We start from the raw sequence: 25,814 nt of genomic DNA on the forward strand, positions 1-25,814 counted from the left end.
CCATGACACTACAACAAATGAGATATGTGATTACAACCGCAGAATGTTATTCCATCACAAGTGCTGCTGAGAAATTCCAGCTGTCACAGCCCAATCTGTCGAACGCGATCAAAGATCTGGAGCAGGAACTCGGCATCCAGATCTTCGAGCGGAAAAAAAGTGGCGTCTCTTTAACCCCCGACGGCGCCGAGCTGGTTCGCTCGATCCAGCCGATCTTAAACCAGGTGCAGCGCCTTGAGGACACCTACAAACAGCCGAGCAGCCACAGGATCTCTTTTAGCGTTGCCACACAGCACATTTCCATTGTGACAGAGGTCATGATTGCCTTCATGAAGGAGCAGGACCCGCACTTTAACGAATACAATTTCCAGTATCTCCAGCTGCGCACCAAGGAGATCTTAGATTACGTCGCATCGGAATTCTGTGAGATCGGCGTTCTGTTGAAAAACCGTGAGAACCGCGTTCTCGACTGGGAGATGGAGCAGCAGGAACTTGATTTTCATCTGCTGGCAACCATGCGCCCCAAAGTCTATGTTCCCAAGCAGCATCCGCTCGCCGGCAGGACGAAGGTATCGATGGAAGACCTGGCTCCCTATGTCTACAGCCACTATTTTCAGGGAATCGACAGTTCCAGAGACCGCTTCTTCTCCGAGGAGCTTGTGGAGAATACCGTCGCAAAAAAAACAATCACCCTCACGGACGAGATGGCAGATGCCAGCATCGGCATGGAGATGAACACCTATACCATCGGTTCCGGCATGTCCGGTGAAAATCTGCTGGAAAAAGATTACGCCGTCATGAATCTGGACACGCATCAACGGATCGAACTTGGCTGGATCTCCCGCAGGGATCACGAACTAAGTAATTTCGGCAAGCGCTTTCTGGATCTGCTGGCAGAAAAACTCAACTCCATGCAGTTGGATTAGCGAATAGGTAATCTTTGGACACGTTTTTGTGTAATAGGAACGAAGTTTCCTATTACAGTCGCCGCCACCCTTAAAAAGGGTGGCTCGGGACGCTGGGTGTAACCCCTTGGTACCCGACAGCGTCTCAAGGCGCCCTAGACTTTCTCTTCGTTCAAGTCACTATTGCACTTGACGCGTTGCTTATGCCCATGAATGGGCGTTTGTACTACTTCGACTTAACCCTTAAAAGGGTCTTCGTACTCCTTCACACTTAATTTATCTTGCATGATATCGTACTTTTCTTGATCTTGAATATACTTTTTTATTGTCGCTTCATTTAATCCTACGGTGCTGACATAATATCCCTCTGACCAGAAATGTCTGTTTCCAAATTTATATTTGAGATTTGCATGTCTGTCAAAAATCATAAGCGCTGACTTTCCCTTTAAATATCCCATAAAACTCGACACGCTCATCTTTGGCGGAATACTTACTAGCATATGAATATGGTCAGGCATGAGATGCCCTTCAATAATCTCCACGCCCTTATATGCACATAACTGTTTCAGAATATCACGTATATCCTCTTTTAATTGATTATAAATAATTTTTCGTCTATACTTAGGAGTAAATACAATATGGTATTTACACATCCATTTTGTATGGGCGAGATCATTAGACTTATTCGCCATAAAACACCTTTCCTTTCTTGCAATAGTGACTGAACAACTCTATTGTAACGGAAAGGTGTTTTTCTGTATAACGATTTGACTCCACCCGCATAGCAGGTGGGTTTTTGCTTTATGCGTACTTCGTTTCTCTGTTGAGAAACTCGTAAACACGCATTCAGCAGGCTAAAGCCTAATGACGAAAAAGGGACAGGGGCGCACAGCACTTCGTGCTGTGCAGCTCCCTGTCCCTTTTCTCCTGTCATCTGCAGGCGTATCGCTTAGTAAACATGCTTTTTCGACTTGTGGGCTTCTCTCGCTTCCTCGACCGCCTCATGGTCTGCCATATTCACCTTTGCTGCTACTTTTTTTCTTCTTCAACGGATGTTTTGGATTCTTATCTGACATGATCATACGCTTCCTTTCTCTCTGTCATCCTTATCCTTCAATCGCAATGTATTTCTTCTGCTCTACTGCAGGCTTTGCTTCCTTCTTCGGAACAACCAGCGTTAAGATACCGTGCTTGAACTCAGCCTTGATATCCTCCTCGGTTACGCCCTCGCCCACATAGAAGCTCCGGCTGCAGGCACCTGCATAACGCTCTCTGCGGATGTAACGTCCGGATTCTTTCTCCTTCTCGTCCTGATCCAGTCCCTTGGCGGCACTGATGGTCAGATATCCGTCATCCAGCTCTACGGTAATCTCATCCTTCTTGAAGCCCGGAAGATCAACTTCCATCTTGTAGCCATCCTTCATCTCCTGAATATCTGTCTTCATCAGGTTACCGGCTCTTCTGCCGTACAGCTTCTTGTCAACCTTGCGCAAATCTCTGTCATCGAAAAATGGAAAATCATCAAACCAGTCATCAAATAAGTTCTCTCCAAAAATACTAGGTGTTAACATAAGTCATCTCTCCTTTTCTACTTCGTACCTGCCTTCGGCAGATACACTCATGCTGTTTCCTTGTTTCTTTGGAACCGGGATGTTCTGGGAACTCATAGAACTCATTTCCTGTTCTCCTTTTGTTCCTCTCCTTTGTTCTGACTATGTTATAACACCGTTTATTAGCACTGTCAAGTGTTGAGTGCTAATTTTCTGTGAACTTTTTGTGAAATCCTGTAATTGCTTGATTTTACAGCATTTCAAGCGTTGTTATCGTCCAACTACGCATCATTTTCCTTGATTTCCCATGTTTTCTTCCCAAAGTACCGGCATCCGGAAGATCTGCACGACGAGCGGAATTACCATGATAAACCACACGAGCGGCTCCGCCACAATGACACCGGTGTAGCCTAACATCGGCACAAGCGTGGCGGCGATCACGATTTTCCCGACCATCTCAAGCGAACTCGAAATGAGCGGCGTGATATGATCGCCCAGTCCCTGCATGGCGTTTCGGAGCACGCAGATCACCGCCGTCACATAGTAGAACAGCGTGTCGAATTTCAGGTAGTTGGTCGCATTTAAGATCACAACCTCATTCGTGCTTCCCGTCACAAGATATACCAGCCATCTGCCAATCGTGTAGCTCGCCACCGCGGAAAGCGTACACCAGATGCAGGTGTAGAAAATGCCGAGCCGGATGCCTTTTTTGACCCGGTCGATCCTGCCCGCGCCCAGATTCTGTCCGCAGTAGGTCGCCATCGTCTGTCCGAAGACGCTGAACATCGTCATAAAAATCTCGGAAATTTTCCGCGCCGCCGTGTGCGCCACGATGATGTCCTGCCCCAGCTTATTGATCGCCGTCTGGAGTGTCAGCGAGCCGATATTGACCAGCGAGCTCATAAAGCCCATCGACAGCCCCGATCCGAGCATGTTTTTCACCATCGCCGTATCCGCATCCCGGAAATCCTCCTGTGCAAGACGGAGCATTTCATACCGTCTTAGCATGTAGATCCAGCAGATCACAAACGCCAGAATCTGTGCCAGAACCGTGGCGGCGGCAGCTCCGCGCACACCCGCCTTTAACACCAGCACGAACAGAAGATCTCCCGCGATATTTAACGCCACCGACACTGCCAGAATCACGAGCGGCGTGACGGTATCCCCGAGCGCCCGAAGTGCTGCGGCACACGCGTCATAGAGGAATGTCGCAAGAAGTCCCGCTATGATGATAAATATGTAAGGTCCTGCCACCGGAATCAGATGCTCCGGCACATTTAAAAACCGCAGGATCGGCTGTAAAAACACCAGTCCTAGCACCGTCAGCACGACCGAGATCACCGTTCCGAGCACCAGGGAAGCGGCAAACGATTTTTTCACGCCCCGGATATCCTTCGCGCCGAACCGCTGCGCCGTGATGATGGCAAACCCGTTCGCCAGTCCGAGCAAAAAGCCGATGATGAGATTGCTGAGTGTCGTCGTTGCACCGACTGCAGCGAGCGCATCCTCCCCGAGAAAAGAGCCGACAATTCTCGTGTCGGTCACACTGTAGGTCAGCTGCAGCAGATTCCCCAGAAATATCGGCAGTGCAAACGCAAGAATCAGCGTTGACGGTTTTCCTTTTGTAAGATCTTTCATTCGACCGGTCTCTCCTTTTTCGCTACCGGCTTGCGCCGGATTCTGTGATACTGCGGGCGGAGCGTCACCTCCGACACCGCCACGCCCTCTCTCTGCCCCACGATATACGCCACCGCCTCCGCGACGTCCTGCGGCAGAAGATAGCTCTCCGTCTCCTCCCCCACCGTAAAGTCTGCATTGCGATACAATTCCGTCTTCGTCATATCCGGGGATACCGTCGCCACGCGCACACCGTATTTTCGCGCCTCGTCAAAGAGGCTGCACGAAAAGCTCGCAAGTCCTGCCTTTACCGCGCCGTAGGCACAGCCGTGCGGATTCGACTGCTGCGCCGTCACGGATGCGATATTGACGATGCAGCCCTTGTTTTTCTTAAACCCGCGCAGCAGCTGCTGGCTTAAAATCATCGGCACTTCCAGATCTGTGCGCACCATCTCCTGAATCTTCTTCGGGCTTAGTTCCTCGTGCAGTCCGTAGTACGCGCTGCCGGCATTGTTGACGAGCAGCGTTACCCCGGCTTCCGCCACAATCCCCCGCACCAGCTTCAACATTTTTTCCGTGTCCAGAAGATCGCAGACCACCGCATGAAACAGCGGATTATCTGCAACGTCCGGAAACTGTTCCGCGAAACTGCTGCCGAACGAGCGTCCGATGCCAAACACTTCATATCCCATTTTGCACAGTCTGGCACTGATCGCCGCCCCGATCCCGGAGGACGCCCCCGTGACAATCGCCGCCTCGTTTTCTCTACACTGCTCCATGTATTCTCTCCTTATTCCTTCCACTGGAAAATCCGCTCTGCCGGAAGATAAGCGGCAAGTTTTTCCGTCATATACTGCTCCATCTCCTCCATGAGCGCCGTCGGGTAATGGTACACCCCGCCGTCATTCTGGTAGGGGAACTGCACCACCGCCGAGTCCGGCTCATTTTTCCGCATCTTCTTCAGATAATCCTGGGAGATGCGGAAGGTTCCGACGCTGACATCCGCCAGTTTTTCCAGGTCCAGCGTCCCGCAGACCTGCGCAAACATCGCGTCATAGTGCTTCTTCCAGTCGCTGCAATAGATCATCGGGTCAAAGCAGAGACGCACCGAAAAGCCTTGTTCCATCGCCGCTTCCGCTCCTGCCAGCCGCCCGGCGAGCGAAGCCGTACCGTGCTCATATGCATCAATCACCTGCTGCGGTGAGATGGTAAACGCACAGATGACACCTGCCTCCGGCCGGACCGTCTGCCACAGGCTGCCTCCGGTTCCCTTGGTTCTAAGCTCGATGCGCAGCCGCTGCCCGCCGGTGTTCATCCTGCGCACAAACTCAATCCAGCGTGCCGCATAACCGGTCAGATGCTCTAACGCCAGCAGATCCGTGTCGTAGGACACGCACAGGTAGACCGGGTGCGCGTCAAGTCTCTTTTCCACTTCCGCAAAAATATCCTCAAGATTGACGAACACCACCAGGTTGGCGGACGGATACATTCCCTTCAGATAGCAGTATTCACAGTCAAACACGCAGTTCATCACACAGGAGGTGTAGTAAAAATGCTCATTTCCAAAGTTCTGGCAGACCGGCGCGCCGGGGTAGAGCAGCTCACCGTGCTTCGCCGCCAGAATCAGATTCTGCGCCGCATGCTGCCTGACATAGTCCTGCCTGCTCCGGCAGAAAACATCCTTATAGTGGTCGATGTCAATCACTTCCGCCTGCGGAAACTGCGCAAGCATCCGCTTAGTCTCCGGATCTTCCGCCACTTCCCGCTCCACATAAATATGGGAAAACGGCGGATTATAATAAGACCTGTTTAAGTTCTTCAAGCCGCACCTTCCCTTCCCGCCTGTCTTTGCACGGGAGCAGCCCCCGCGCATACCATTCTTCCAGTTCCGCTTTCCAGTCGTATCCGGTAAGCGCCGCATACGTGATATACTGCCGCGCCGACGCCCGCATCGTCTGCGAGCAGTGCAGCGCCGCAAAAAGCCGCTCCAGCACCGTCTCGTCTTCCTGCAAAATACCGTCGTTTCGCAGCGTCTCCTCCTCGTCTGCCGCCTCCCGCAGATTTGTAAGAAATGCCACGACCTCCTTTACATGCTGCTCCAGCAGCCCCGTGAGCGCCTCCGCCGTCATTCTCTCCTGCCCTGCAATTCCGAAATCCGATACCACCTTCAAAAAAAGCATCCGGTCCGGAGAAAAAAAGCGGATGCCTGCCTGATAGACGGCCGCCGCTTCCATATCATATAAAGCTCCGTGTGCCGCTGCTCTTTGCAGCGGCTGCATCCCGGTCACAAGTTCACGTTCCTTCCACGGGTGCCGGTACAGAATATCCGGATAGAACGTTTTCCCGGTCGCCTGCTCCGTGATCTTGTGACACACGTACAGGTCTCCGATCTGTGCGGCGTGTGCCGCCCCGTATCCGCTGTCCATGCCACTGTCTACAGTTTCACAGCCACTGTCCGCGCCAGCGTTTGCTGCCGCGCAGCAGCCGATATTGATGAGAAAGTCTGCCGCATCAGCTCCATCCTGCGCACAGACTGCGGCGACCACCGCGGCCGCCGCAATCTCCCCCACACCGGTCACAACCAGCCGGATGCCGGCGTTCTCATTGTCAAACACCTCAAATGGCGCATACGCCGTGTTCTTTTTTAATTCCAGTTCCCGGATGAATCCGTGTGCCTCCTGATAGAGCGCCGTCACCACATAAATCATCGTCTGTCTCTAACCTTTCCAATACGCCCGGATGGCGTCTTCCACAAGCTTCTCTCCGATCACAATCAGAACGTCCTGCCCGTTTGCAATCGGCTTTCGCGTGATCTCCTGCTGTGTTGCATTGATCTCCAGCCATGTGCCGTCCGAATTCTGCAAAAATCCCTTCACACGGAAAATATGTCCGCACGACGGATCTTTCAGCATCTTCTTCACCGCCGCCGTAACCGCATCCCCGTCCAGGTGCATATCCAGAAAATACAGCGATTCAAACGACTGTCCCTTCGCAAAGTCCGGCTTCTCATAGCTTGCGATGTGATAACCGCAGGAGAGAATTGTGGCAAAATCCTGATCCGGGAGCGGTTCTGCGCCCTCGCACAAAACCTTCTGATCCGCCCGCTGCTTGCAGCCGAGTGCTGTAAGCGACCGCTTCAGATGCGCGATTGTATTCCGCCGCTGCTCCTCTGTCGCCGTGTCGCACTTGCTTAAAATCATACAGCCGGCATTTGCCGCCTGCGATGCCAGCAGGTACTCCGCCTCCGGCGAAAGCGCGTCCTCCAGCCGCGCGTCCACCACAGCGATCACATTGCCGATCTCATACCACCGATCCAGCGGCTCCTCGTGCAGCACGTCAAAGAACTCGTCCATGTCGTAGATTCCCGACGGCTCCACGAGCACGCGGTCATACCCGCACATTCCCATGGCGATCAGCTTGGTGCGGAACCTTCTGCGGTGCGTCTCGGGGTCGCAGCCACCGGAGATCATCTCCAGCTCGCACTGCTCCCCCTCTAACTCCTGCAGCAGCATCATATCGACATTGACCGCGCCGAAATCATTTTCCAGGATTCCGATATTCTGCCCCTGCTCCATCAGGCGTTTCGCATATTTTTTCAAAAACGTCGTCTTCCCAGATCCGAGGAAACCCGTGATCAGATCAATTTTTACCATGGCAGTCCTCCCTATGCATCCGATCTGGAATATGCATTCTTCATCTGGCCGCTAAGTTCATATAAAACCTTGTCCAGGGTATCTGCCGTCTCCTTCTGCAGCATCTTCGCAATACTGCGGTTTGCCTCCTCGCGAAGTCTTCTGCGCATCACGGCATCCGTCTCCTTGGAGAGGAGCGCGTCGTAGTGATGGATCAGCTCGTGTCCCTTCGCCATCACATGCTCCTGATAGCGCTCGATATGGAACACCGAGCTCCGGTAGGATGCGTCTGCCATCGCCGCAATCAGCCGGCTCGACCAGTAAAAGTTCTCCGTGGACACCTCGCCCGTCGTGTTCGCCAGATATTCCGGTGTCTCCTCCACATCGGCATAGAACGGCACCAACACGTTAAATGCGTTCGACGCAAATGCCAGCCATTCAATCACGCCGTTCTCCTGCTCCATCTGCGGGCGCATCTGGATCACTGCGAGAAAATCGTTCCGGTTGATGCCGATCGAGCGGTATGCACCGCGCAGGGACTTATCCCCGTAAGCGGCATACGGATCATACGGCGTTCCCTGGAAATGGGAGGACAAGACGTATTTGACGTCCTCCACCGTCACCTTTTTCTCCGGCACCATGCACCACGGAAGATCATCCGAAACCGGTGTGAAATCCGCATGCGGTCCGTCCCACACCTTCGTGTGCGGATTCAGATAGCGCTCCATGAACCACGCACGCGGCGTGTTGTATACATGATCCGCATCGTCATGGCTGCCGAACGCGTCGCGCGGATGAAACTCGCCATCCTGTGAGAGATCCAGATGATACGTCTTTACGAATTCTTCCAGATCCGCCGAGCACATATATTCCTTCTGCTCCCCGAGGGCATCGGAAAAATCAAACCGGTCGATTCCAAGCTGGTTCGGCATGACCACATAGACATCATCCGGCACTCTGCGCGCCATCCAGTGATGTCCGCCGATTGTCTCCAGCCACCAGATCTCATCCTGATCCTGAAATGCAATGCCGTTCATCTCATAGGTGCCGTACTGCTCCAGCAGGCTTCCCAGACGTCTGACACCCTCTCTGGCGCTGCGGATATACGGAAGTACAAGACACACAAGATCTTCCTCGCCGATCCCTCCACATATCTCCGGCTGACCATCCTCTGCCTTCTGGTATACCACCAGCGGATCTACGCCGAGCACGCGCGGATTCGAGGTGATCGTCTCCGTCGCCGTCATGGCAACATGCGCCTCATTCACGCCGCTTGCCGCCCAGATACCTTTCCCGTCGACCGCATTCGGCACCGCCGTGTAGCGCATCGGCTGCTCCGGCAGCTCGATCTTCACATGTGAAATCACAGACTCGTAGTGTCGCGGCTGCTCCTGGGGCTGCACGACCACAAATTTCTTCGGTGTAAAATGTCCCGAACCCGAATCGTCGTTGCGCGCAATCATCGTTGATCCATCATATGATGCTTTTTTTCCCACTAAAATCGTTGTACAAGCCATTGTCCATTCCTCCTTGGTATGTCTATCTGATTTTCCTGCCTCTTCGCCGGAAGCAGAAATTCCTGAAAGCATATTCCACATTGCATAAGAATCATAGCACTTTTCGCTTGTCTTCTACAAGTCCCATCTAGGAACCGGACGGAATCCGCACGAGAATCCGCTTCCCGCCGCGCTCCGCCATGGCAAGCACCGGCACGTGCTTTTTCCGGAGCAGATGCACCACCGGATATGCCGCAAATACATCCCCCTCGACGTAAACGGCCTCCGGACGGCACTGCAGGATCTGTTTCACATAATCCTTGTTCCGAAGCTTCCAGTCGGCTTTTTCCATCGCCACTTCACCGTAACTGCCGTCCTGTTCCAGTTCCGGCAGCTCTGGCAGCGGCATGTGATAGATCTGCGCTTCCGCCATCCCCGGCAGTTCTCTTAAAAGTTCATCCGCTGTCTCTCCGCCGCCCACGTTTACAAGCGCCTTCTCCTCCTTAAAGCTGTCCAGACTGATCCGGCATGCCTCCACTGCATCGGAAAGTTCCCCGACCGTCATGAGAAAACCGCCCTTATGGCAGAAAACGGCGCTCTCTAAACCTGATGCCTCCGCCAGTTCTTCCTTTTCCAGTCCGAGCCAGCATTCCGGGAAGCTGCACTTATAATGGAGAGAATACTCCCGCTTCTGCGGCTGGATACAGTATCCGCCCCGGTTCGACGGGAAAATCACAAACGCAATCCCGGTCTCCGACAGGCGTTTCTGGCACGGGATAAAATAGGGCAATATGAGAATCGCGGCATCGCGCTCCGCCGTCTCCCCGGACACTACGGCACGCTCATGCGCCGCCAGCACTTCCTCGATCTGACGGTCGGCGCGCTCATTTCCGCGATAGCGCTCAAATTTATTTTCAAGAATCATGCCTGCCACGCTGACCGCCTGAAAAAAGGCGGCATCGCTTCCGCCCTGCGCATCCCATGCCGGGTTAAAATTGCCAATGAGCGTCGCCAGCTCGTTTTTCTCCCCGGTGTTGTCGTTATTATCCAACGGCTGTACAAACGCCTCGTCAAATTCCGCCGCCAGCTCCTCCCCGAGGATTGCTCCCCCGAGTTCCTCCCACAGCAGTCCGAACGCCGCATAGGGCACACCGTTCTCCCGCACCCGGCTGTCTTTCTGATGATGGTCGTACCGTCCTCTTCCGATGTCAAACACGATCCCGGCAAAATTCTCCGGCACCCTGTTGCCGCGCGTAATTACAATCTCCGGATTCAGGTAAAGCAGCAGCGCCGCGGAAAACACATCGTCTGCATGAAATTTCCCTCCGTGTGTAAACGCCGCCGCGTCTTTTCTCTGAATCTGTTCCAGTAAGTCTTCCGTCATTCTTTTTCTCCCTCATTTGCTTCTTCCATCACAACACTCGCCTCCGGCGCGCTGCCCGCCTCCACATAATCGAACCGGAGCACCGCCTGCTGCCAGTTCACACTGACTCTGGCGCTTTTTTCTCGCTCCCTGCCGGCCGCGGAAATCTGTTCTAACAGTTCCCCCAAGACCTCCCTGGTGAGATACCCGCCCCTCCAGTGAAAGGTAAACGTTTTTCCTTTTTTTGCTGTCTGAAGCGCACGTTTATAGACATCCTCCATCTTCGTGAAGGAAAGCTTTTTCTCCCGATAATAAAAATGCTGTGCATCCGTACATTCCGGCGCAGGCGCGATCAGGGGCTGATGATCCCGGAATACGCTCTTGTCGCAGAGATTGAAATAATCGTACCGGATCTGTGCTCCCGCACCGAGCGTGTTGTCAAATGTGGCATCCAGATGATAATACTGCCCGCCGATTTTTACAATGTTCCACGTATGGCGGTATTTGATCCCCTTCTCTGGGCAGTTTCCGCACAGAGCAATCACGCACCAAACGCCAAGCGCATCGCAAAGCACCTTTACTGACTTTGCGATTCCCTCACAGACGCCCACACCCTGTCCGAGAGGACCTATGATCTCATGGGAATACGGCTTTTTCAGCTTATCGTAGTGCACGTTTTCGCAGATAAAGTCATGGACGTATTTTTCTTTCTCCCACTCGGAGAGATTCTGCGCCGCGCGCGCCAGTTTTTCCACCCGCGCCTTCATCGCCTTCTGGTGCTCTCTGATCTTGCCTTTTTCAAAGAGGTATTCCGGCAGGAACACAAGGTTCGCCGACTCCGGATAATACCGGTACTTGTAGCCGGTCGCCCAGAAAATCTCCGGATGATCCAGCCGCAGCAGGAAAAATACCTGATAGAGATCCTCCGCCTCAAGGCGCGGCATCGGAATGGCATCCTCCAACGCCAATAGTCCCTGCAGCATCGCATGATATGCCGCCTGCTTTGTTTTGTCCATTTTGCTGTAATAATATGCTTCCATCGTTGTCTCCGTGTAGTTATATGAGCTGGACTATGAGCTGGGGTTCCTGTCGGATTCTGGGATTGGGCTTTTGCCTCGATCCGGCAGAGTTCCGACAGATGACCTGTCACTTTCCACTGGGTTTCCTGGCTGATTGAGGAATCAGGCTTCCTGTCCGGCGAGCGCCTGACTTCTCCGGTGCACTCTCCGTCTCACAAAGTAAAAACAGATTACCTGCAGGACAATCGTGATAATCCACGACGCTGGATAAGATATAAACAGAATCGCCAGTGATCTGTGGTATGGAAAAATGCCAAAAATCCACACCACTCTCGTACCAACCGTTCCGATGACCGACAACACCATCGGCACCGCGGAATATCCCATGCCGCGCAGCGCCCCCGGGAACAAATCCATCCAGCCGCAAAGAAAATAGGTGATCGTCGTGTATGCAAGGATCTCCATACCGCACGCAATTACCTCGGCATCCTCCGTGTAGATCTGTAAAATTTCCGGTCCGAACCCATAGCAGATGCATCCCAAAACCACAGCGACCACGACCGATAAGATCATGCAGTCTGCCAGCACACGATCCATGCGCTTTAATTTTCCAACGCCGTAATTCTGGCTGGTAAAGCTCATGCACGCCTGTGTGATGGAGTTCACCGAGACATACAAGAAGCCGAGCAGATTGTTTGCCGCCGTGTAGCCTGCCATCGCCGTCGATCCGAACGAATTGACCGAGGACTGCAGGAGCACATTGGAAAAGTTAATGACCGTACTCTGGATTCCTGCCGGAACGCCGACCGAAAAGATCTGCTTCAAGTAGTACCCTTTCATGCCAAGCTCGGAAAACCGCAGCCGGTAACTGCTCTCCGACCGACAGAGGCACCGCAGCACCAGCACGCAGGAAATCATCTGCGAGATGACCGTGGCGATCGCCACACCGGCAACGCCGAGCTTGAATACAATGACAAGCACCATATTCAAGCACGCGTTGATAACTCCCGCAATCATCAAAAACAGCAGCGGACGTTTTGTGTCCCCGACGGCGCGCAGAATCGCCGCGCCATAATTGTAGAGCATGAAAAACGGCATTCCCAGAAAATAAATCCGCATATAAAGTGCCGACAGTCCGATGACGTCGTCCGGTGTCCCCATCAGCGCCAGCGCTCCCTTGGAAAAAACAAGTCCCACCAGCGCCATGATAATTCCACTGACCAGTGCCAGGGTTATCGCGGTATGTACGGTCTCAGACACCTCTTTCTCACGCCCCGCCGCATAGAAACGCGCCGTCAGTACATTTGCCCCCAGCGAAATTCCGATAAACAGATTCGTGAACACGTTGATGAGCGCACTGGTCGATCCCACCGCTGCCAGCGCCTGGCTGCCGGAAAACCTGCCCACCACGATAATATCTACCGCATTGAACATCAGCTGTAAAATGCCCGACAGCATGAGCGGCAGCGAGAAGGAAATCAATTTGTCCATAATCGTTCCATTGCACATATCAATCTCATATTTATTCTTTTTTGCCGTTGTCTGTTCCATCTCTGTCACCGCTCCTGTTCTGTGTCTTATCTGTTTCATCCACTTCCCGTTCTATCTTTTCTTAAATCCAGTTAAAGTCTCCGCCGGTAATCGCAAGACTTAAGAGCGCATCCATTTTCGCCACTTCCTCCTCGCCCTCGATTTTCTGCAGAAGCACTGCCGTATCTGTCACGTCCGCAAGCGTTTCATCCGGCCCGATCTCATAATCAACCTCCGATGCACAATCCGGACAGGGAATCCGCGTCATCGTCTGCAAGGACAGAAACCGATTCCCGCACTTTTTACATTCATAATATCCGCACTGCTTTGTGCCATCCGGTACATAATACATGGTAAAACCTCCTTTTGCCTGTCACTATGTATCCCATTTTAGCATGATAGCTTTTAAAACACAAATGCAGGGTATGTCTTGAGGGCAAGACATACCCTGCATGGGAGAGTCGAAAGATGACGGCAAATGACAGGGCAATGGTCTATCCTTACCAAATTGATTTTATTTGAATTACAATTTCTTCTCCACCTTCTCCAATTCATCCAACAATGCCGGTTTTCTTGGATATCTCTGCTTCAATTCCTCAATTAAAGACTTAGCGGTATCATTACCCTTCCATTTTATAAGCTGTGCCATATTCTTCGTTATCTTCTTATATTCTCGTCTATCCTTTGCCTGAGCACAGCTTTCACTTATTTCCTTATAACACAACTCATATATCTGCTCTGGATATTCCTTCACCAAATATTTTCCATAATAAAACAAATCATACGGATTCTCCATTACATCTTCAAGTAATCTCTTCTTTTCATTTTCTGAAATAAGAACACTGCGGTAGCAAACAGTTCGCTTGCTATCCTTTAATTCATCCAATAGACTCTTGTAATTCTCATTCCATGCACCACACTCTCTGTAAATCTGTTTCAAAACACCCCAGAACTTCTCATTTCCCATTAATAACAGCTTTTTTGCCTGTGCGATTTGCTTTTCCCTGTTGTTTGCTGTCTTATATATGTCATATAGCACATTATTCCAATCTTCCGGATCACCACTACGATAATGCCATGTATTTTCTGCATTTGCCTTCTCTAAACAAAGCTTCTCTGCTTCATCATAATTCTTCTCTTCCATAGCATCCTTAATCGCTATAATACAGAGTTAATTTATCAGAATATTCTGATATAACTCCTTCTGCGTATTCTCTTTGCCATATAAATGTCTATGTAAAAGATATCTTACAATCAAATCTTCTTTTTTCGTGTATTCTGGAAAATAATCCTCCCGCGAAATTTCCAACAAAGTATCCAAAACTTTTTCAAGTTTCTTTGCACTCTTTTCATCACACAGGCAAATCCCACTTTTCAGCAGGTTATAGCGCCAGTCAGTCCAACCATCAAACACACTCTTTTTTGCCTCTTTTATAATTAATGCAAGTGCTTGATCCCGCATTTGTTTGTCTTCTTTTTCGATTTCTTTTGTGCATTTGTCTATCAGTTCGTATGTACACATGATAACATCTGTAAGCATTCCCGAACTACTATCCGCATGAGATGCTAACTTAACGCTAGATACCAAAATGTATGCAGCCGCCTCAAGTGCAGCCATATAGCCACGCATTTCTAAGGTCTCAGCACACATATCAAGGCATGCATGCATATCCATACAAATATTATCACAGCTGCTCCAACCAATGTATCCCCGATGGGTGTTACATTTAATTGATGCAGCAATCGTTTTTTTCACTATCGGCATAATATCTTCTGTGGGTATCATAGCAGCTCTTTTCTTTTATTCAACAATATCAATCTTATGCCTTTCACACCATTGCCTTGCGATTTTTTTATAAGCTTCATCACGACGTATTTTTTTCATCGTGTCAGGCGCAATTTCTGCCTTTTACGCAAATCAGATTTGCTCATTTTTTTATCCACTAATAATTTTCATAATTTGTTATATGACACAGCCATAGCAATATCTCCTACTCCCACTCCATATCGTCTATTTTTTACACATTTATTATATCAATGAAACTCGGAATAAACTCTCTGAAGTACCTTCTATTTTTCCAATCATTTATATTACCAATAAATGCTATTCTATATTTTGCTCTGGTGCATGCAACATTAAGTATATTAGCTTTCTTTACCACCCAATTCATTGCACCTGCACTTTTATTTGAACAACCTAATACCAAAAGTACCTCATTCGCATCTTTCCCTTGAAAAGTATGTACTGTACCAACACAATTTTTCGTCCACTTTGACAAAATTTGCTTATCATATCCTTTTACTGAAAAGTAGCTAATGATAAACTTACGCATTGATTCTGCAACTGTTCTAAAAGGTGTAATTATAAAAATCTTATCATCTGTCTCAAACAAATCTGAATATATATGTACTGCATCTTCCATTAATTGGCATACTCTCTCTGCTTGATTTTTCACAAAATGATCCTTACCACCATTTTCTTCCCCTTCCACATTAATCCATCCAGATTTTTTTATCAAAAATAGATTTTCCGGTTTCAAATATTCTTCCTTCTTATTTGTTTTATTAAACATTCTATTGTCATATGAAATCAAATTTGAAATAGAAAACATTGGTTCTATGCACCTTCTGTGAACAACCAACGGGCAACCAACCTGGCGTTCCCCGATCATACCATTAAACTCATTTATATTATCAGAAAAAGTCTGAACTGAATTTTCGATCACCTTATATGCATTTGCTACGCAAGTACTATCAGCTAGTATATCAATTAACACTTTAGGAATTGTTACAACAGGTTCTACTTGCAACGGATCTCCCACAACAACAGCCCGCCTTGTTCTATAAATTGCTCCTAAAGCAGACTGTGGAACTGCCTGTCCGGATTCGTCAATGATAAGCATACCTAAACTCATATTCCCAGCATGTTTTAAAAATCTTCCCACCGAAGCAAAAGTAGAAGACAACACAGGTATCACTACTGACAATGAATTAAACAAATGTGGAAACATCTGTTGTTTTTCTGCTATTGTGTATTTTCCATTGTTATATGCTTCATATACAAACAGATTTCTTTTTATATATGGCGATTCTAAAATAAACGCTTTTCGCACTTGTAATGAAGCATAAAACAATGCCTCCCTCGCCATATCATATTCCTCAAATGTCCATGGACACGCATTCTGCGAATCCTCAGATTCCTTAATATTTTTATAGAAATTCCTATCCGCAAAATTATTTTTGTATTTGTTTTTTAAAGACTCCTTATCTCCATATATTTTTTCTTCAAGTATCTGTACCTGCTTTTCTAAAGTAGAGATTATACTATATTGCTTTTCAATTTTTGTACATACTTCTTCTGTATTTTTCACAGCCAAACTATATCTATGTTTAATATCTTCGTGCTTAATTATTAACCCATCAATATATTTTTGTTTTTCAGCAATATGCCTGCCTATTTTCCCTATTCCAAAAAGGATAAGTAGTTTCTTAAAAATAGAGCTATGTTCCTTAATATACTTAATTTCCTCTTCCTGCTCTAAAGTCAACTGTTCATTACTTTCTAATTCCGTTCTTACCTCATTTAACTTTACATTTAACTGCTCCTTTTCTATGAGCAACTGTTTTAAATCCAATTTACTCTTCGCAAAACTCTCTCCTTCTTTATAAAAATCATCCAAGAGTTTTTGGTCCTTTTTTATGCCTTCTCTTAATAACAAAACCTTTCCTTTAGCTACATTAAACTTATCAACAGCTTCCTCCCACGAAATACTATCTTCTCTTGCAAGATCTAATGTTACTTTATCCGAAGCATCATTTTTTTTAGCGAATACACAAGATTCTAAAACTTCTGTAACATAGGATTTTCTACCCATACGAGCTGATATTAATCCCCATGCACCGCCCTCTTTACCTAAAAGATTATCTGCTACCGCTGAAAAATACACTTCTTTATTTATTTCTCTGTCAAAGTAATCTGTCCTAGTTTTATCCTTTCCCATATCGCAAGATTTCGGTAAATCGAGTGTGACATTTTCTACAGCTCCATTATTATTTGATACCACAAGAATTCCATATTTAGAAATTTCTTCTGGTATTTCATAATATTTTTCTGTATAACTAGCATTTGATGCAGATTCAACTTTCCTAGGAACAAAATTACTACCACCTATTCCTTTTTTAATTAAAACTTCTGCTAGTTGGACAACATTTGAAGCTATTATTTCTTTCAAAAGAGTTGTTTTTCCCGTTCCTGGTGGTCCATTTACTGAAAATATTTTTTCTTTTCTATCCTTTTCTGATATAGCTATGTTTATAGCTATTTGCTGCATTAATGTCGGAGAAAACTTTGATGGATATTTTCCCATTGGAAATCTATCTACTTCCAACCATTTTTTCATGGAACAAACATCGCTATCTATCATTATCCTTTTTTGTTTTTCTTCCAATAATGAAGTGGTATATTTTATCAAATTCTCATTATTCTCATAGTTTTTCTGAACATTTTCTATTTCGTCCAAATAAAAACTGGTAAAGTCACTTGTTTCATCTTCTTTTTTCAAACCTTTGCACGCATATACTTTATCCGAAGCACTTTTTAGCCCAATTTCATTTTCAGACTTAATTCTCAGTTTATCAAATATAATATTTTTTACTATTGTTACATCTTCAAACTCCAATATTCGTACATTATTTTGTTTAAGTATTTCATTTACTTCTTCATCTAGCTTCCATATATTTTCTTGCATAATATTAACATTTATGCCCTCGGCTTTTATCATGCAAAGTACAGCGTAAAAGAACGGGCTGACTTGCAAACCCTCTTCTGTAATTTTCCCATCTAAATCTATCTGAACAGAAAAAGCATAAAACCGTCCTGTCAATTCATTTATCTCCGCATATTTTTCCCTATCCAATTTGCATTTTTCAGCCATTTTTTCAACAAAATCTTTAGTTCTATAACAGCCACAATAAATATTTGCTCGATTATATAAACTCTCATCAGATTTGTTCTTCTGTCTCAAATACTCATTATGAGCCTTGTATCTTTTTAATGGCAAACTTCTGATACTGTGATCATTGTAATACGCATCAAACGGAATATTCTGTTTTCCCTCTTTTATTGTTAAAACCAATGCCGGATAATCTGATGGTGTAAAATATTCTTCTAATTTCCAAAAATTAAATATCTTATTACATTCCGCTGTTAAAGAGCTGTTTATCATTATATACCTACTTTCTAATTGGAACACACATAGCTATGCTTCAGCTTCAGCTCCATTTCATCTTCCATTTTTACAAATCCATACTTTTCATATAACGGTCGTCCCATCTCTGTCGCCTCTAAAGCAATCTGTGATACGCCCTGTTTCCTTACATCCTTTACAAGTAAATCTAATGTATGAAATGCAATCCCCTGTCTCCGATATTCTGATGCCGTATACATATTCATAATGTACGCCTTTTTACCAGTTGGATTATGATATGTTGGCATAACCTGATAAAAGCTGACACCGCCGGCACCAATAAAAGTTTCGTTATCATACACAAGATATGCAATATGCTCACCATTTTCTAATGTTCGCTTATAATACTCATAGGATTCTTTTTCCACCAATGACATATCCACATCATCCGACAGTTTATTGGCAGCACGAAGGACAATGATTCTTGTTCTTACCAGTTCATTGATATCTTCTATCGTTGCTTTTTTGTATTCATAGATTTCTTTCATCCTACACCTCTACCAGCAAAGACTCTCCCTCAGAATAATCTCCGCTAGTCCATTTCCATTTCTCCGAAAGTTCCATTTTCCCTTTCTCTAACACCATTGGTACACTATGACACTTACGTTCCAGATAAACTTTCATGCTGCGGTAACCAGCGACTCCCTTGTGCGAGTGGTAGATCTTCTTTTATTTGATTCTGTACTTCTGATTTACGGGTATAACAATCAGCTTTCCTGCGTTTTAGGTAGTTATAGTAAGCATTTGGACAGATTTCCAGCCTTCTGAGAAACCAGCGCCGGCCAAATTCAATATGATGTTGTTCTGTGAATCGATAAGCCTCTAATCGATTTCCTTTGCAAAGAATGCCGCTGTTTTTTTAGGAATAGATTCTCTTTTTTGCTTCTTCCAGTTCTTTTCGTAACCGGAGATTCTCCTTCATGAGTTCCATTTCATTTGGTAAATCAGGATCTTCGTGAGCTTTAGCTTGACATTCTTTGCTTAATTCGCTGCACCACTTGGAAATGCTGGCTTTGGATAGCCCATACTCAGCAGTGATGCTTTTGCAGGTACATCCTCTTCCGTATGAAGGCGTACAATTTTCTTCCTAAATTCAGGAGTGTAACTTTGTGGCATAATATAACCTCTTTCCTCTGTTGAATTTATTATATCATCTTTTCTGCGCTGTTTTCTGCGCATTCGAAGTTCCGCAGGAACTTCGAATATGAACTCGTCAGAGTTCATTATATCTTATCAGCCACTCCTGTTACAACATTAGTATAGCACAATATATCAAAATAAAATTTTATACCCAATCGTACCCAACGCCATCAAAAAATCCCTACAAAGCCCATAAAAACAGGCTTTGTAGGGATTTACCTATTTATTCAAACTCGCAGAATCTAGTTTGATTTAGGTTATTTCAATATGGTTATCTATACTGTTTTGTATTGATATCCTATGCCTTTTCCACACATTATTTTTCGTTTCACATATTTTTAGTACCAATCCAGTACCATTGCATTTTTTCATTATTGTGTGTAGTTCCGGTGGCTTGCAGGTTTGTTTACTATTCACAAAATAATATTCTGTCGGTTTGCTTGTCCACCTATTGAAATTATAATCTCCAAGCGATATTTCAGCAAGAAAATATTTTGTGGTACTAATCGTTAGTACCACGATTGTTTTCTATGTACTGAGCAAAATCAATTACCTTTGCTGGCTCTCTCTTAGCAGCAATCCCTAATCGTTCCATGTCTAATTTAAAAAGTTCACTCGGATATCCATACGCATCAAATCCCTCTGGCTGGCAAATATCTCTGTTCAGATACTCACTAAGTTCCCATTGATACTTTGCTTCTTTCTCCAGCTTCTTACCAAAATACTGTGCATCCATTACCATTCTGTTAATGCCACCAACCGATTTCCTACCATGAGTTTTTGTTACAGTTGTATCGTCTGACATTTTAAAATACTGACCTATCTGATCCTCGGAGTATCCCATTTCCTGCATCACGCCATGAATCACACTGCGGATAAACATTGTATAGTAATTCCAGTTTCTTGGTTCAATATCTGTCATTGCTATTGTATAACGATTACTGGCATTCACAATAAACAAGACATTTCTTCCTTTTATTTTCGTCAAATGTGTGTCCCAGCAGAACACAAGTGAAGCACCTTTGCTTTCTTCAATTTTTGTTGTTTTTAGTCTATCTTGAACTGCTTTTGTTGCACCAATCTCCATATGTATCACCTGCTCATCTCAAGTATTCTTTTTACTTCATTCTGTAATTCATCACTAAAGTCTGATAAATCATCATATGTAGTTACTTTCAGTCTAATGAGACGAACGATATCCCATATTACCTCTGATTTTTTCAGTTCCATGACAACTCCCGGATGACGTTTATCTTCTTTTATCCGTTTTTCAAGTTCCCAGAATTTCTCTGATGCAGGCTTTTTATCATCATTCAGAAAATTTGCATACTCTTTAACAAGACCTTCCATATAATTTTCCTGCCAGCCTGATAATCTTTCTCGAAATAGCTTCCAATCTTTTTTACTTATGTCCATGATTTTGAACCTCCTCAGTCTCATGTTAGTCTCAACAAACAGTGTCAAAAATAAGACCGATTTGAAATTGTACTCATACGAATCAGCCATAAATTCCGATTTTATCGCATTTTTGCCATATTATGTATTCTCTCCAAATCTTAAATCTCATTGAAAGCAATATCACTCTTTTAACGAGACTTTAATTTTTTGTAATATTAAAAATCCTATAGATTGGGGGTAATTTCTTCTGTTTCTACATCCACACATTCGTTTTTCTCAACTATTTCCTCTCCGTCATTCGTTTGTAAATACTTCATATCATTAAGCTGTAAAATCACTGGTTGTTTTAGCCCGATACCTTTTCCAATAGCAATTGCGTGTCTTTCTTCCAATGTCGGCAAAGTATCCGAATAATCCCTACCAATATAGTTTTCCAAGAAAGATTTTCCTGTATCGTCAAATACTCTTAATGCAAAAATTGTATTGCATTGGTTCAATATACTCTTGGTTACATTTGCCGTACGCTGCGTAACTATAATGCAACCAAGTCCGTACTTTCTACCTTGCAAAATAACTTTTGCAGTGCCATTCGCATGAGAGTTATCATCTTTTACTACAACTGAATTAAACTCTGGAGTCAATGAATGCGCTTCTTCATAAACAACACAACATCTCGCCCTATCTATTTGTCCCAAATCCATACACTTTTTAAGAACTATTTCAGAAATAATTTGAACCTTTTCAACCAAAGATACATCCTTCAGCTCTGTAATTCTAAAATCAGTTGCAGCTTGTCTAACAATATATTTTTCAGGATTAAGTACCATCACAGATTTGTTGTTAGCATCCATAAATCCAGACACTGCCGATTCCATCAGCTTTTTAAAATTCTCAACATTTCCCCACGAAGATTTTGAATCACTTGTACCTGTACGCATTGATTGTGACTCAAGTTCATCTATTTTCTCCTGCAGCAAATCACTTACTATTTGTGCTTCAGGAATATATTTGTACAAACCATTATCACTTGCATATTGATTTGTAATATCTAAACATATAACTTTTATTCCAGCAGCAACAATTTTTTTAATCAACTCGAACGTTAAACAAGATTTTCCAACTCCCAATATTCCTAATACTGCTGTATTATGAGTTACAAGAGCATTAATATTCTTTATAGGTATACTCATATCAGATCCCGGTAACCGACCAATAGAAGTTTTTGCTATTTCTTGCAAATCAATATCTCGATTTACTTTGCAAAGGTATACAGGCTCATAAACTTTCGGTGTCCAATTAACATGTTTTATCTCATGATGTTCGGCATCATAATGCCCCAATTTTCTTGCTACTGCACACATATATCCATACTCGCTATCCGCACTGTTACTAGCTATCTTTGTAATGCCATTGATTACTTGGTAAAGGACTTCACTTCCTGCAATATGTGTTTTAACTATTGTTCCTTCTGTTAATCGCATTTCATCTATTTTGCACGTATTAAACCTGATAGTACTAACATTCGATTCAGGAAGAACAAATCCTATAAAATCATCGCGTTCCATAAAAATAGTTGATGATTTCAACTGTTCAAGAATTGATTGTTTTATTTTTCCTTCATTCAAAACATGTGCAGCTCCTAAATTTTCCGTATAATTAATGTTAATTCCTATATCTTCCAAATCACTTAGTGTAATTTCCAGCTCTGCATTATCCAATAACATTATGCTTATCCAAATTGAATCAATAAGGTTCTTTCTTTGTGTTTCTATCCCCAAACAATAAGAATCAGAGTCTACCTTTACAGCATACACAGAGTTTCTACTTGAAGATACAAGTTTTTCTTTTTCATCTGTTTTAGGAACTGAAATTGTATATAAGTTTGACTCTGAATTTTTTATAGCTACTCCAATACACGAATCAATATCTTTTTCTTTTATTATCCCCATCAACTGACTAAATTGGGCAATAATACTTTCTACAAGTCCAATTGGTACCATACATATCCATAAAGCAATCGCTGCGAATAACATAGGTGTATTATCTCTAAAAAACGAAAATGCCGAGACAAGATACACCACAGAAAACATCGTTTTAGAACTTCCTAAATGCTTTAAACACCAAAAACTAATCCTCTTTGCCTTTTCATTATAATTTTTTACAATCATATGAAAAATACTCAATATAAACATACAAACTGCATAAACAAGTAATTCAACGTAACCATTCAATTCCTGCCGATTTGTTATAGCTAGTAAAACCAATATCAACGAAATACTATTAGATAATGTGTCTGTTGGCGACGAAAAATATGGTTCAGTTACATACATTCCCATTATAATCAATAAAATCCCAGAGAAAAACCAAACTGATGCAGCCTCCGACTGATTCAATATATCCGCTATTCCCCCATTTAGCAATCCATCTATCATAACAATTATAAAAATATATATTCCCGCCACAAGTAATCTCTGCAATTGTGACAATTGTCTCTTCATTTATCATTCTCCTTTTTTAATTTTGTGATAACTTATCTGAACTATTATCACATTGGATTCTTTGCCATAAAATATGCCTGCTTAGTCCCCTTTAATCTCCCAGTGCCCACTATACCCACTTCCAACATATACAATATTCGTCATTTGCTTAATTCTTCTCTTCACAGTCCTTACACCAACACCTAACTTTGCTGCGATTTCTGATGTGGAAATTTGAGGATTTTCTTCTATCATATCAAAGATTTGTTTCTGCAATTTGTCTTGAGTGCCATCTTGGGTGCCACCTTGAGTGCCACCTTGAGTGCCATTCCTAGTATCATTAACATTCATCACATAATCATGTCCATAATTCAAATTATACAAAGTCAATGTAAAATCATCATTATCTGCATCAAAGACAGGCATCTTGGACTCATCAAATTCAACCTGACCCTCATAGTCTGCCAATATCTTCTTAAATCCACTGCCTCTACGCTCCATGTATTTCAAACGGCTGAATATATCAGCTAATATCGGATTTCTTCGCTTTGATGGGATTTTCAATAAATCTTTTCCCTCTAAAGATATTCCACTTACCATTCCACCCGGTGAATATATTTCAATTCTGTCATCAAACATATCTATATGAACTTCGCTGCCTATCTCTATATAATTTCTATGAATCAATGCATTTACTACCCCTTCAAGCACTGCACGATCCGGATAATCAGGCATTTCAATTCTGCCGTCACCTACCTTACGCCATGCTTTCTTGGAATTATTTCTGACAAAATCTGTTCCTGCCTGTAATAGTGTGACAAGACTTCCCGTATATTCCTTATCATCAAGTGCATCTACAATTCCAGATGCCTTCGTAAGTCCATTCCATCTTGTACAAAATAATCTGGAATGACGAACCGGAGATTCATCTGCCAGAAGTGCTCCTGCATTCGTCAGATTGCCTTTCTCATCAATCAAACCAAAAGATTCATAATCTGTATCTTCAAATGCATTTCCTGTTCTTTGCTTATATACCGATTTTAATTTTGTGAAAGACATATTGCTAAAATCATATCTTGACTTCAGACTATCATAACTTTCACCACTTCCACGAAGTACCAACTCTCTTAACTGTGAAGGTGTTGCTGGAACACTTTCATTTCCAATACGCATAAACGCAATAAGTTGTCCATCGCCTTCATAATAGTATGGTGTCTGCTGCCCTTTCATAACTTCCACAATAACAAACGTCTTGTCTTTATCTTTTTCAAATGAAAGCTCAAACTCTGGTATTGGATTAAGGTGTGTTTTAATTATCTCACTAATTTTTTCTGCATCTCCTTCAGCATCCGAAAGACCAACCAACGCATCATCATTTGCCACACCAAATACCAGCTTACCACCATAGCAATTTGCAAATGCACTTATACTCTTGCACCAGCTTTTGGGTTTCTTTATCTCAAGTGCAACCTTTTTATCGTAATCTGTGGTTTCGCCGATTAGCTGCTTTATATCCATAGTTCTCACCATCCTTCTACATTAAACAAGTGCCTATTTACATCACATGGGTAACAAAGCTTCTTTTGTAATTCCCTTTTCTTCCAATTGTTTCATTATCACATTTTTTAATCTTGCAGGAATGACCACCTTTACCAAAAAATTACCTCCGTCCAATTCTTTAGGCGCTTCCGGCTCATGCGGGCACAATATATTATTCCCCGCATTAACACTTGTTCTCATTTTATCAATCGGAGTTTCAAATTTCACACCACAAACATATAAACACCCTTTTTGTCTTTGTATTCTCATATTTTCCAAATACGGATTGCGTGGTTGCATAATCATAAAACCATGATCCAAATAAGAAACTAAATCAGTATAGAAATCCTTTTTATAAGTACAATTGTCTTTCAATCCCGGATATTTCTGCAAAAGTATCTCTGCATATTCACTTACACTTATGCGTTGCTTTTTAACATTAACAAGTTCACACTGTATCTTTATTCTTGTCCATTTAGGATCATACGGAGAATATGACCATATAAATATAGCCGCATCTTTTTCAATATTTTCACAACAAGCAAAAAACAATGCTACATTTATATCCATTGTAAAGTCAATTAATCTTGTAGCATGTATATAATGCTGATTATATGCCATTACTTCAAATAGTAAATCTCCAGATTCCAGTATACTCTCATCCACAGATGTATCTCTGCATATACTTGGAGTGATTTTCCAAGAAGAATCGCTTTGTCCTCTATAAAATGCCTGTAAGTAAGTTCGTTCATCACCTGGGTCACCTCTACCTGATCTTGGTAAATCATAGAACGAATTATAATCATTTGCAATTTGATATATCTGCGAAATATCTTCTACCATAATTTCCTGATAATCATATTTTTCTTCAAAATCTGACATATAGCCACCTCTGCTAAAAC

Annotated in this window: 23 protein-coding genes; 1 reads left to right on the forward strand and 22 read right to left on the reverse strand. The window is 44.2% G+C overall.

Annotated features, from left to right (window positions below):
- Positions 1-2 precede the first annotated feature (2 nt).
- Positions 3-926 (forward strand): LysR family transcriptional regulator, encoded by a 924-nt coding sequence (locus tag RHOM_RS12500; RefSeq protein WP_081468002.1) that lies wholly within the window; start codon positions 3-5, stop codon positions 924-926.
- Between the two features lie 215 nt (positions 927-1,141).
- On the opposite strand, the gene tnpA is transcribed toward RHOM_RS12500, so the two are convergent.
- The 22 genes from tnpA to RHOM_RS12610 all read right to left on the reverse strand — a co-directional run bounded on the left by tnpA (position 1,142) and on the right by RHOM_RS12610 (position 25,794).
- The gene (gene tnpA, locus RHOM_RS12505) at positions 1,142-1,597 is read right to left on the reverse strand and encodes an IS200/IS605 family transposase (RefSeq protein ID WP_014080687.1); all 456 of its coding nucleotides are present in this window, start codon (positions 1,595-1,597) and stop codon (positions 1,142-1,144) included.
- A 414-nt stretch (positions 1,598-2,011) separates the two neighbouring features.
- Complete coding sequence (locus RHOM_RS12510) at positions 2,012-2,476, reverse strand: Hsp20/alpha crystallin family protein (protein ID WP_014080688.1); 465 nt, start codon at positions 2,474-2,476, stop codon at positions 2,012-2,014.
- Between the two features lie 267 nt (positions 2,477-2,743).
- Positions 2,744-4,093 (reverse strand): MATE family efflux transporter, encoded by a 1,350-nt coding sequence (locus tag RHOM_RS12515; protein WP_014080690.1) that lies wholly within the window; start codon positions 4,091-4,093, stop codon positions 2,744-2,746.
- The gene (locus tag RHOM_RS12520; RefSeq protein ID WP_014080691.1) at positions 4,090-4,851 is read right to left on the reverse strand and encodes an SDR family oxidoreductase; all 762 of its coding nucleotides are present in this window, start codon (positions 4,849-4,851) and stop codon (positions 4,090-4,092) included. Before RHOM_RS12520 ends, RHOM_RS12515 begins: the two co-directional genes overlap by 4 nt.
- 11 nt (positions 4,852-4,862) lie before the next feature.
- Complete coding sequence (locus RHOM_RS12525; RefSeq protein ID WP_014080692.1) at positions 4,863-5,894, reverse strand: SPL family radical SAM protein; 1,032 nt, start codon at positions 5,892-5,894, stop codon at positions 4,863-4,865.
- Complete coding sequence (locus RHOM_RS12530; RefSeq protein ID WP_014080693.1) at positions 5,866-6,780, reverse strand: hypothetical protein; 915 nt, start codon at positions 6,778-6,780, stop codon at positions 5,866-5,868. The genes RHOM_RS12525 and RHOM_RS12530 overlap by 29 nt, the downstream gene beginning before the upstream one ends.
- Before the next feature lie 9 nt (positions 6,781-6,789).
- Positions 6,790-7,725 carry a GTP-binding protein gene (locus RHOM_RS12535; protein WP_014080694.1) on the reverse strand — a complete coding sequence of 312 codons (936 nt, stop codon included), beginning with the start codon at positions 7,723-7,725 and terminating at the stop codon, positions 6,790-6,792.
- A gap of 11 nt (positions 7,726-7,736) precedes the next feature.
- Entirely contained in the window at positions 7,737-9,221 is a 1,485-nt protein-coding gene (locus RHOM_RS12540; protein WP_014080695.1) for a C69 family dipeptidase, read from the reverse strand.
- Positions 9,222-9,348: 127 nt separating this feature from the next.
- Complete coding sequence (locus RHOM_RS12545) at positions 9,349-10,584, reverse strand: MYG1 family protein (RefSeq protein WP_014080696.1); 1,236 nt, start codon at positions 10,582-10,584, stop codon at positions 9,349-9,351.
- Complete coding sequence (locus RHOM_RS12550) at positions 10,581-11,603, reverse strand: transglutaminase domain-containing protein (RefSeq protein ID WP_014080697.1); 1,023 nt, start codon at positions 11,601-11,603, stop codon at positions 10,581-10,583. The genes RHOM_RS12545 and RHOM_RS12550 overlap by 4 nt, the downstream gene beginning before the upstream one ends.
- A 141-nt stretch (positions 11,604-11,744) precedes the next feature.
- Positions 11,745-13,172, reverse strand: coding sequence for an MATE family efflux transporter (locus RHOM_RS12555; RefSeq protein WP_014080698.1), 1,428 nt, complete (start codon positions 13,170-13,172; stop codon positions 11,745-11,747).
- Positions 13,173-13,194: 22 nt separating this feature from the next.
- Positions 13,195-13,464 carry an FmdB family zinc ribbon protein gene (locus tag RHOM_RS12560; RefSeq protein WP_014080699.1) on the reverse strand — a complete coding sequence of 90 codons (270 nt, stop codon included), beginning with the start codon at positions 13,462-13,464 and terminating at the stop codon, positions 13,195-13,197.
- Positions 13,465-13,635: 171 nt separating this feature from the next.
- Positions 13,636-14,256 carry a hypothetical protein gene (locus tag RHOM_RS18025; protein ID WP_014080700.1) on the reverse strand — a complete coding sequence of 207 codons (621 nt, stop codon included), beginning with the start codon at positions 14,254-14,256 and terminating at the stop codon, positions 13,636-13,638.
- Between the two features lie 27 nt (positions 14,257-14,283).
- On the reverse strand, positions 14,284-14,898 hold the full coding sequence (locus tag RHOM_RS18030; RefSeq protein WP_014080701.1) for a hypothetical protein: 615 nt from the start codon (positions 14,896-14,898) through the stop codon (positions 14,284-14,286).
- A gap of 232 nt (positions 14,899-15,130) precedes the next feature.
- Entirely contained in the window at positions 15,131-18,337 is a 3,207-nt protein-coding gene (locus RHOM_RS12570; RefSeq protein WP_014080702.1) for a DEAD/DEAH box helicase, read from the reverse strand.
- Positions 18,338-18,351: 14 nt separating this feature from the next.
- The gene (locus RHOM_RS12575; protein WP_014080703.1) at positions 18,352-18,846 is read right to left on the reverse strand and encodes a GNAT family N-acetyltransferase; all 495 of its coding nucleotides are present in this window, start codon (positions 18,844-18,846) and stop codon (positions 18,352-18,354) included.
- A 493-nt stretch (positions 18,847-19,339) separates the two neighbouring features.
- A complete protein-coding gene (locus RHOM_RS12585; RefSeq protein ID WP_014080705.1) occupies positions 19,340-19,582 on the reverse strand; it encodes a hypothetical protein in 243 nt (80 codons plus the stop codon).
- 418 nt (positions 19,583-20,000) lie between these two features.
- Positions 20,001-20,585 (reverse strand): DUF6933 domain-containing protein, encoded by a 585-nt coding sequence (locus RHOM_RS12590; protein ID WP_014080706.1) that lies wholly within the window; start codon positions 20,583-20,585, stop codon positions 20,001-20,003.
- A gap of 5 nt (positions 20,586-20,590) precedes the next feature.
- Positions 20,591-20,914: a hypothetical protein gene (locus tag RHOM_RS12595; RefSeq protein ID WP_014080707.1), complete on the reverse strand. Its 324-nt coding sequence runs from the start codon at positions 20,912-20,914 to the stop codon at positions 20,591-20,593.
- Between the two features lie 206 nt (positions 20,915-21,120).
- Positions 21,121-23,394, reverse strand: a complete 2,274-nt coding sequence (locus RHOM_RS12600) for an ATP-binding protein (protein ID WP_014080708.1) — start codon at positions 23,392-23,394, stop codon at positions 21,121-21,123.
- An 81-nt stretch (positions 23,395-23,475) separates the two neighbouring features.
- Positions 23,476-24,891 (reverse strand): ATP-binding protein, encoded by a 1,416-nt coding sequence (locus tag RHOM_RS12605; protein ID WP_014080709.1) that lies wholly within the window; start codon positions 24,889-24,891, stop codon positions 23,476-23,478.
- Positions 24,892-24,933: 42 nt separating this feature from the next.
- The gene (locus tag RHOM_RS12610) at positions 24,934-25,794 is read right to left on the reverse strand and encodes an FRG domain-containing protein (RefSeq protein WP_014080710.1); all 861 of its coding nucleotides are present in this window, start codon (positions 25,792-25,794) and stop codon (positions 24,934-24,936) included.
- Positions 25,795-25,814: the final 20 nt, after the last annotated feature.

This window comes from Roseburia hominis A2-183 (assembly GCF_000225345.1).
Lineage (GTDB): Bacteria > Bacillota > Clostridia > Lachnospirales > Lachnospiraceae > Roseburia > Roseburia hominis.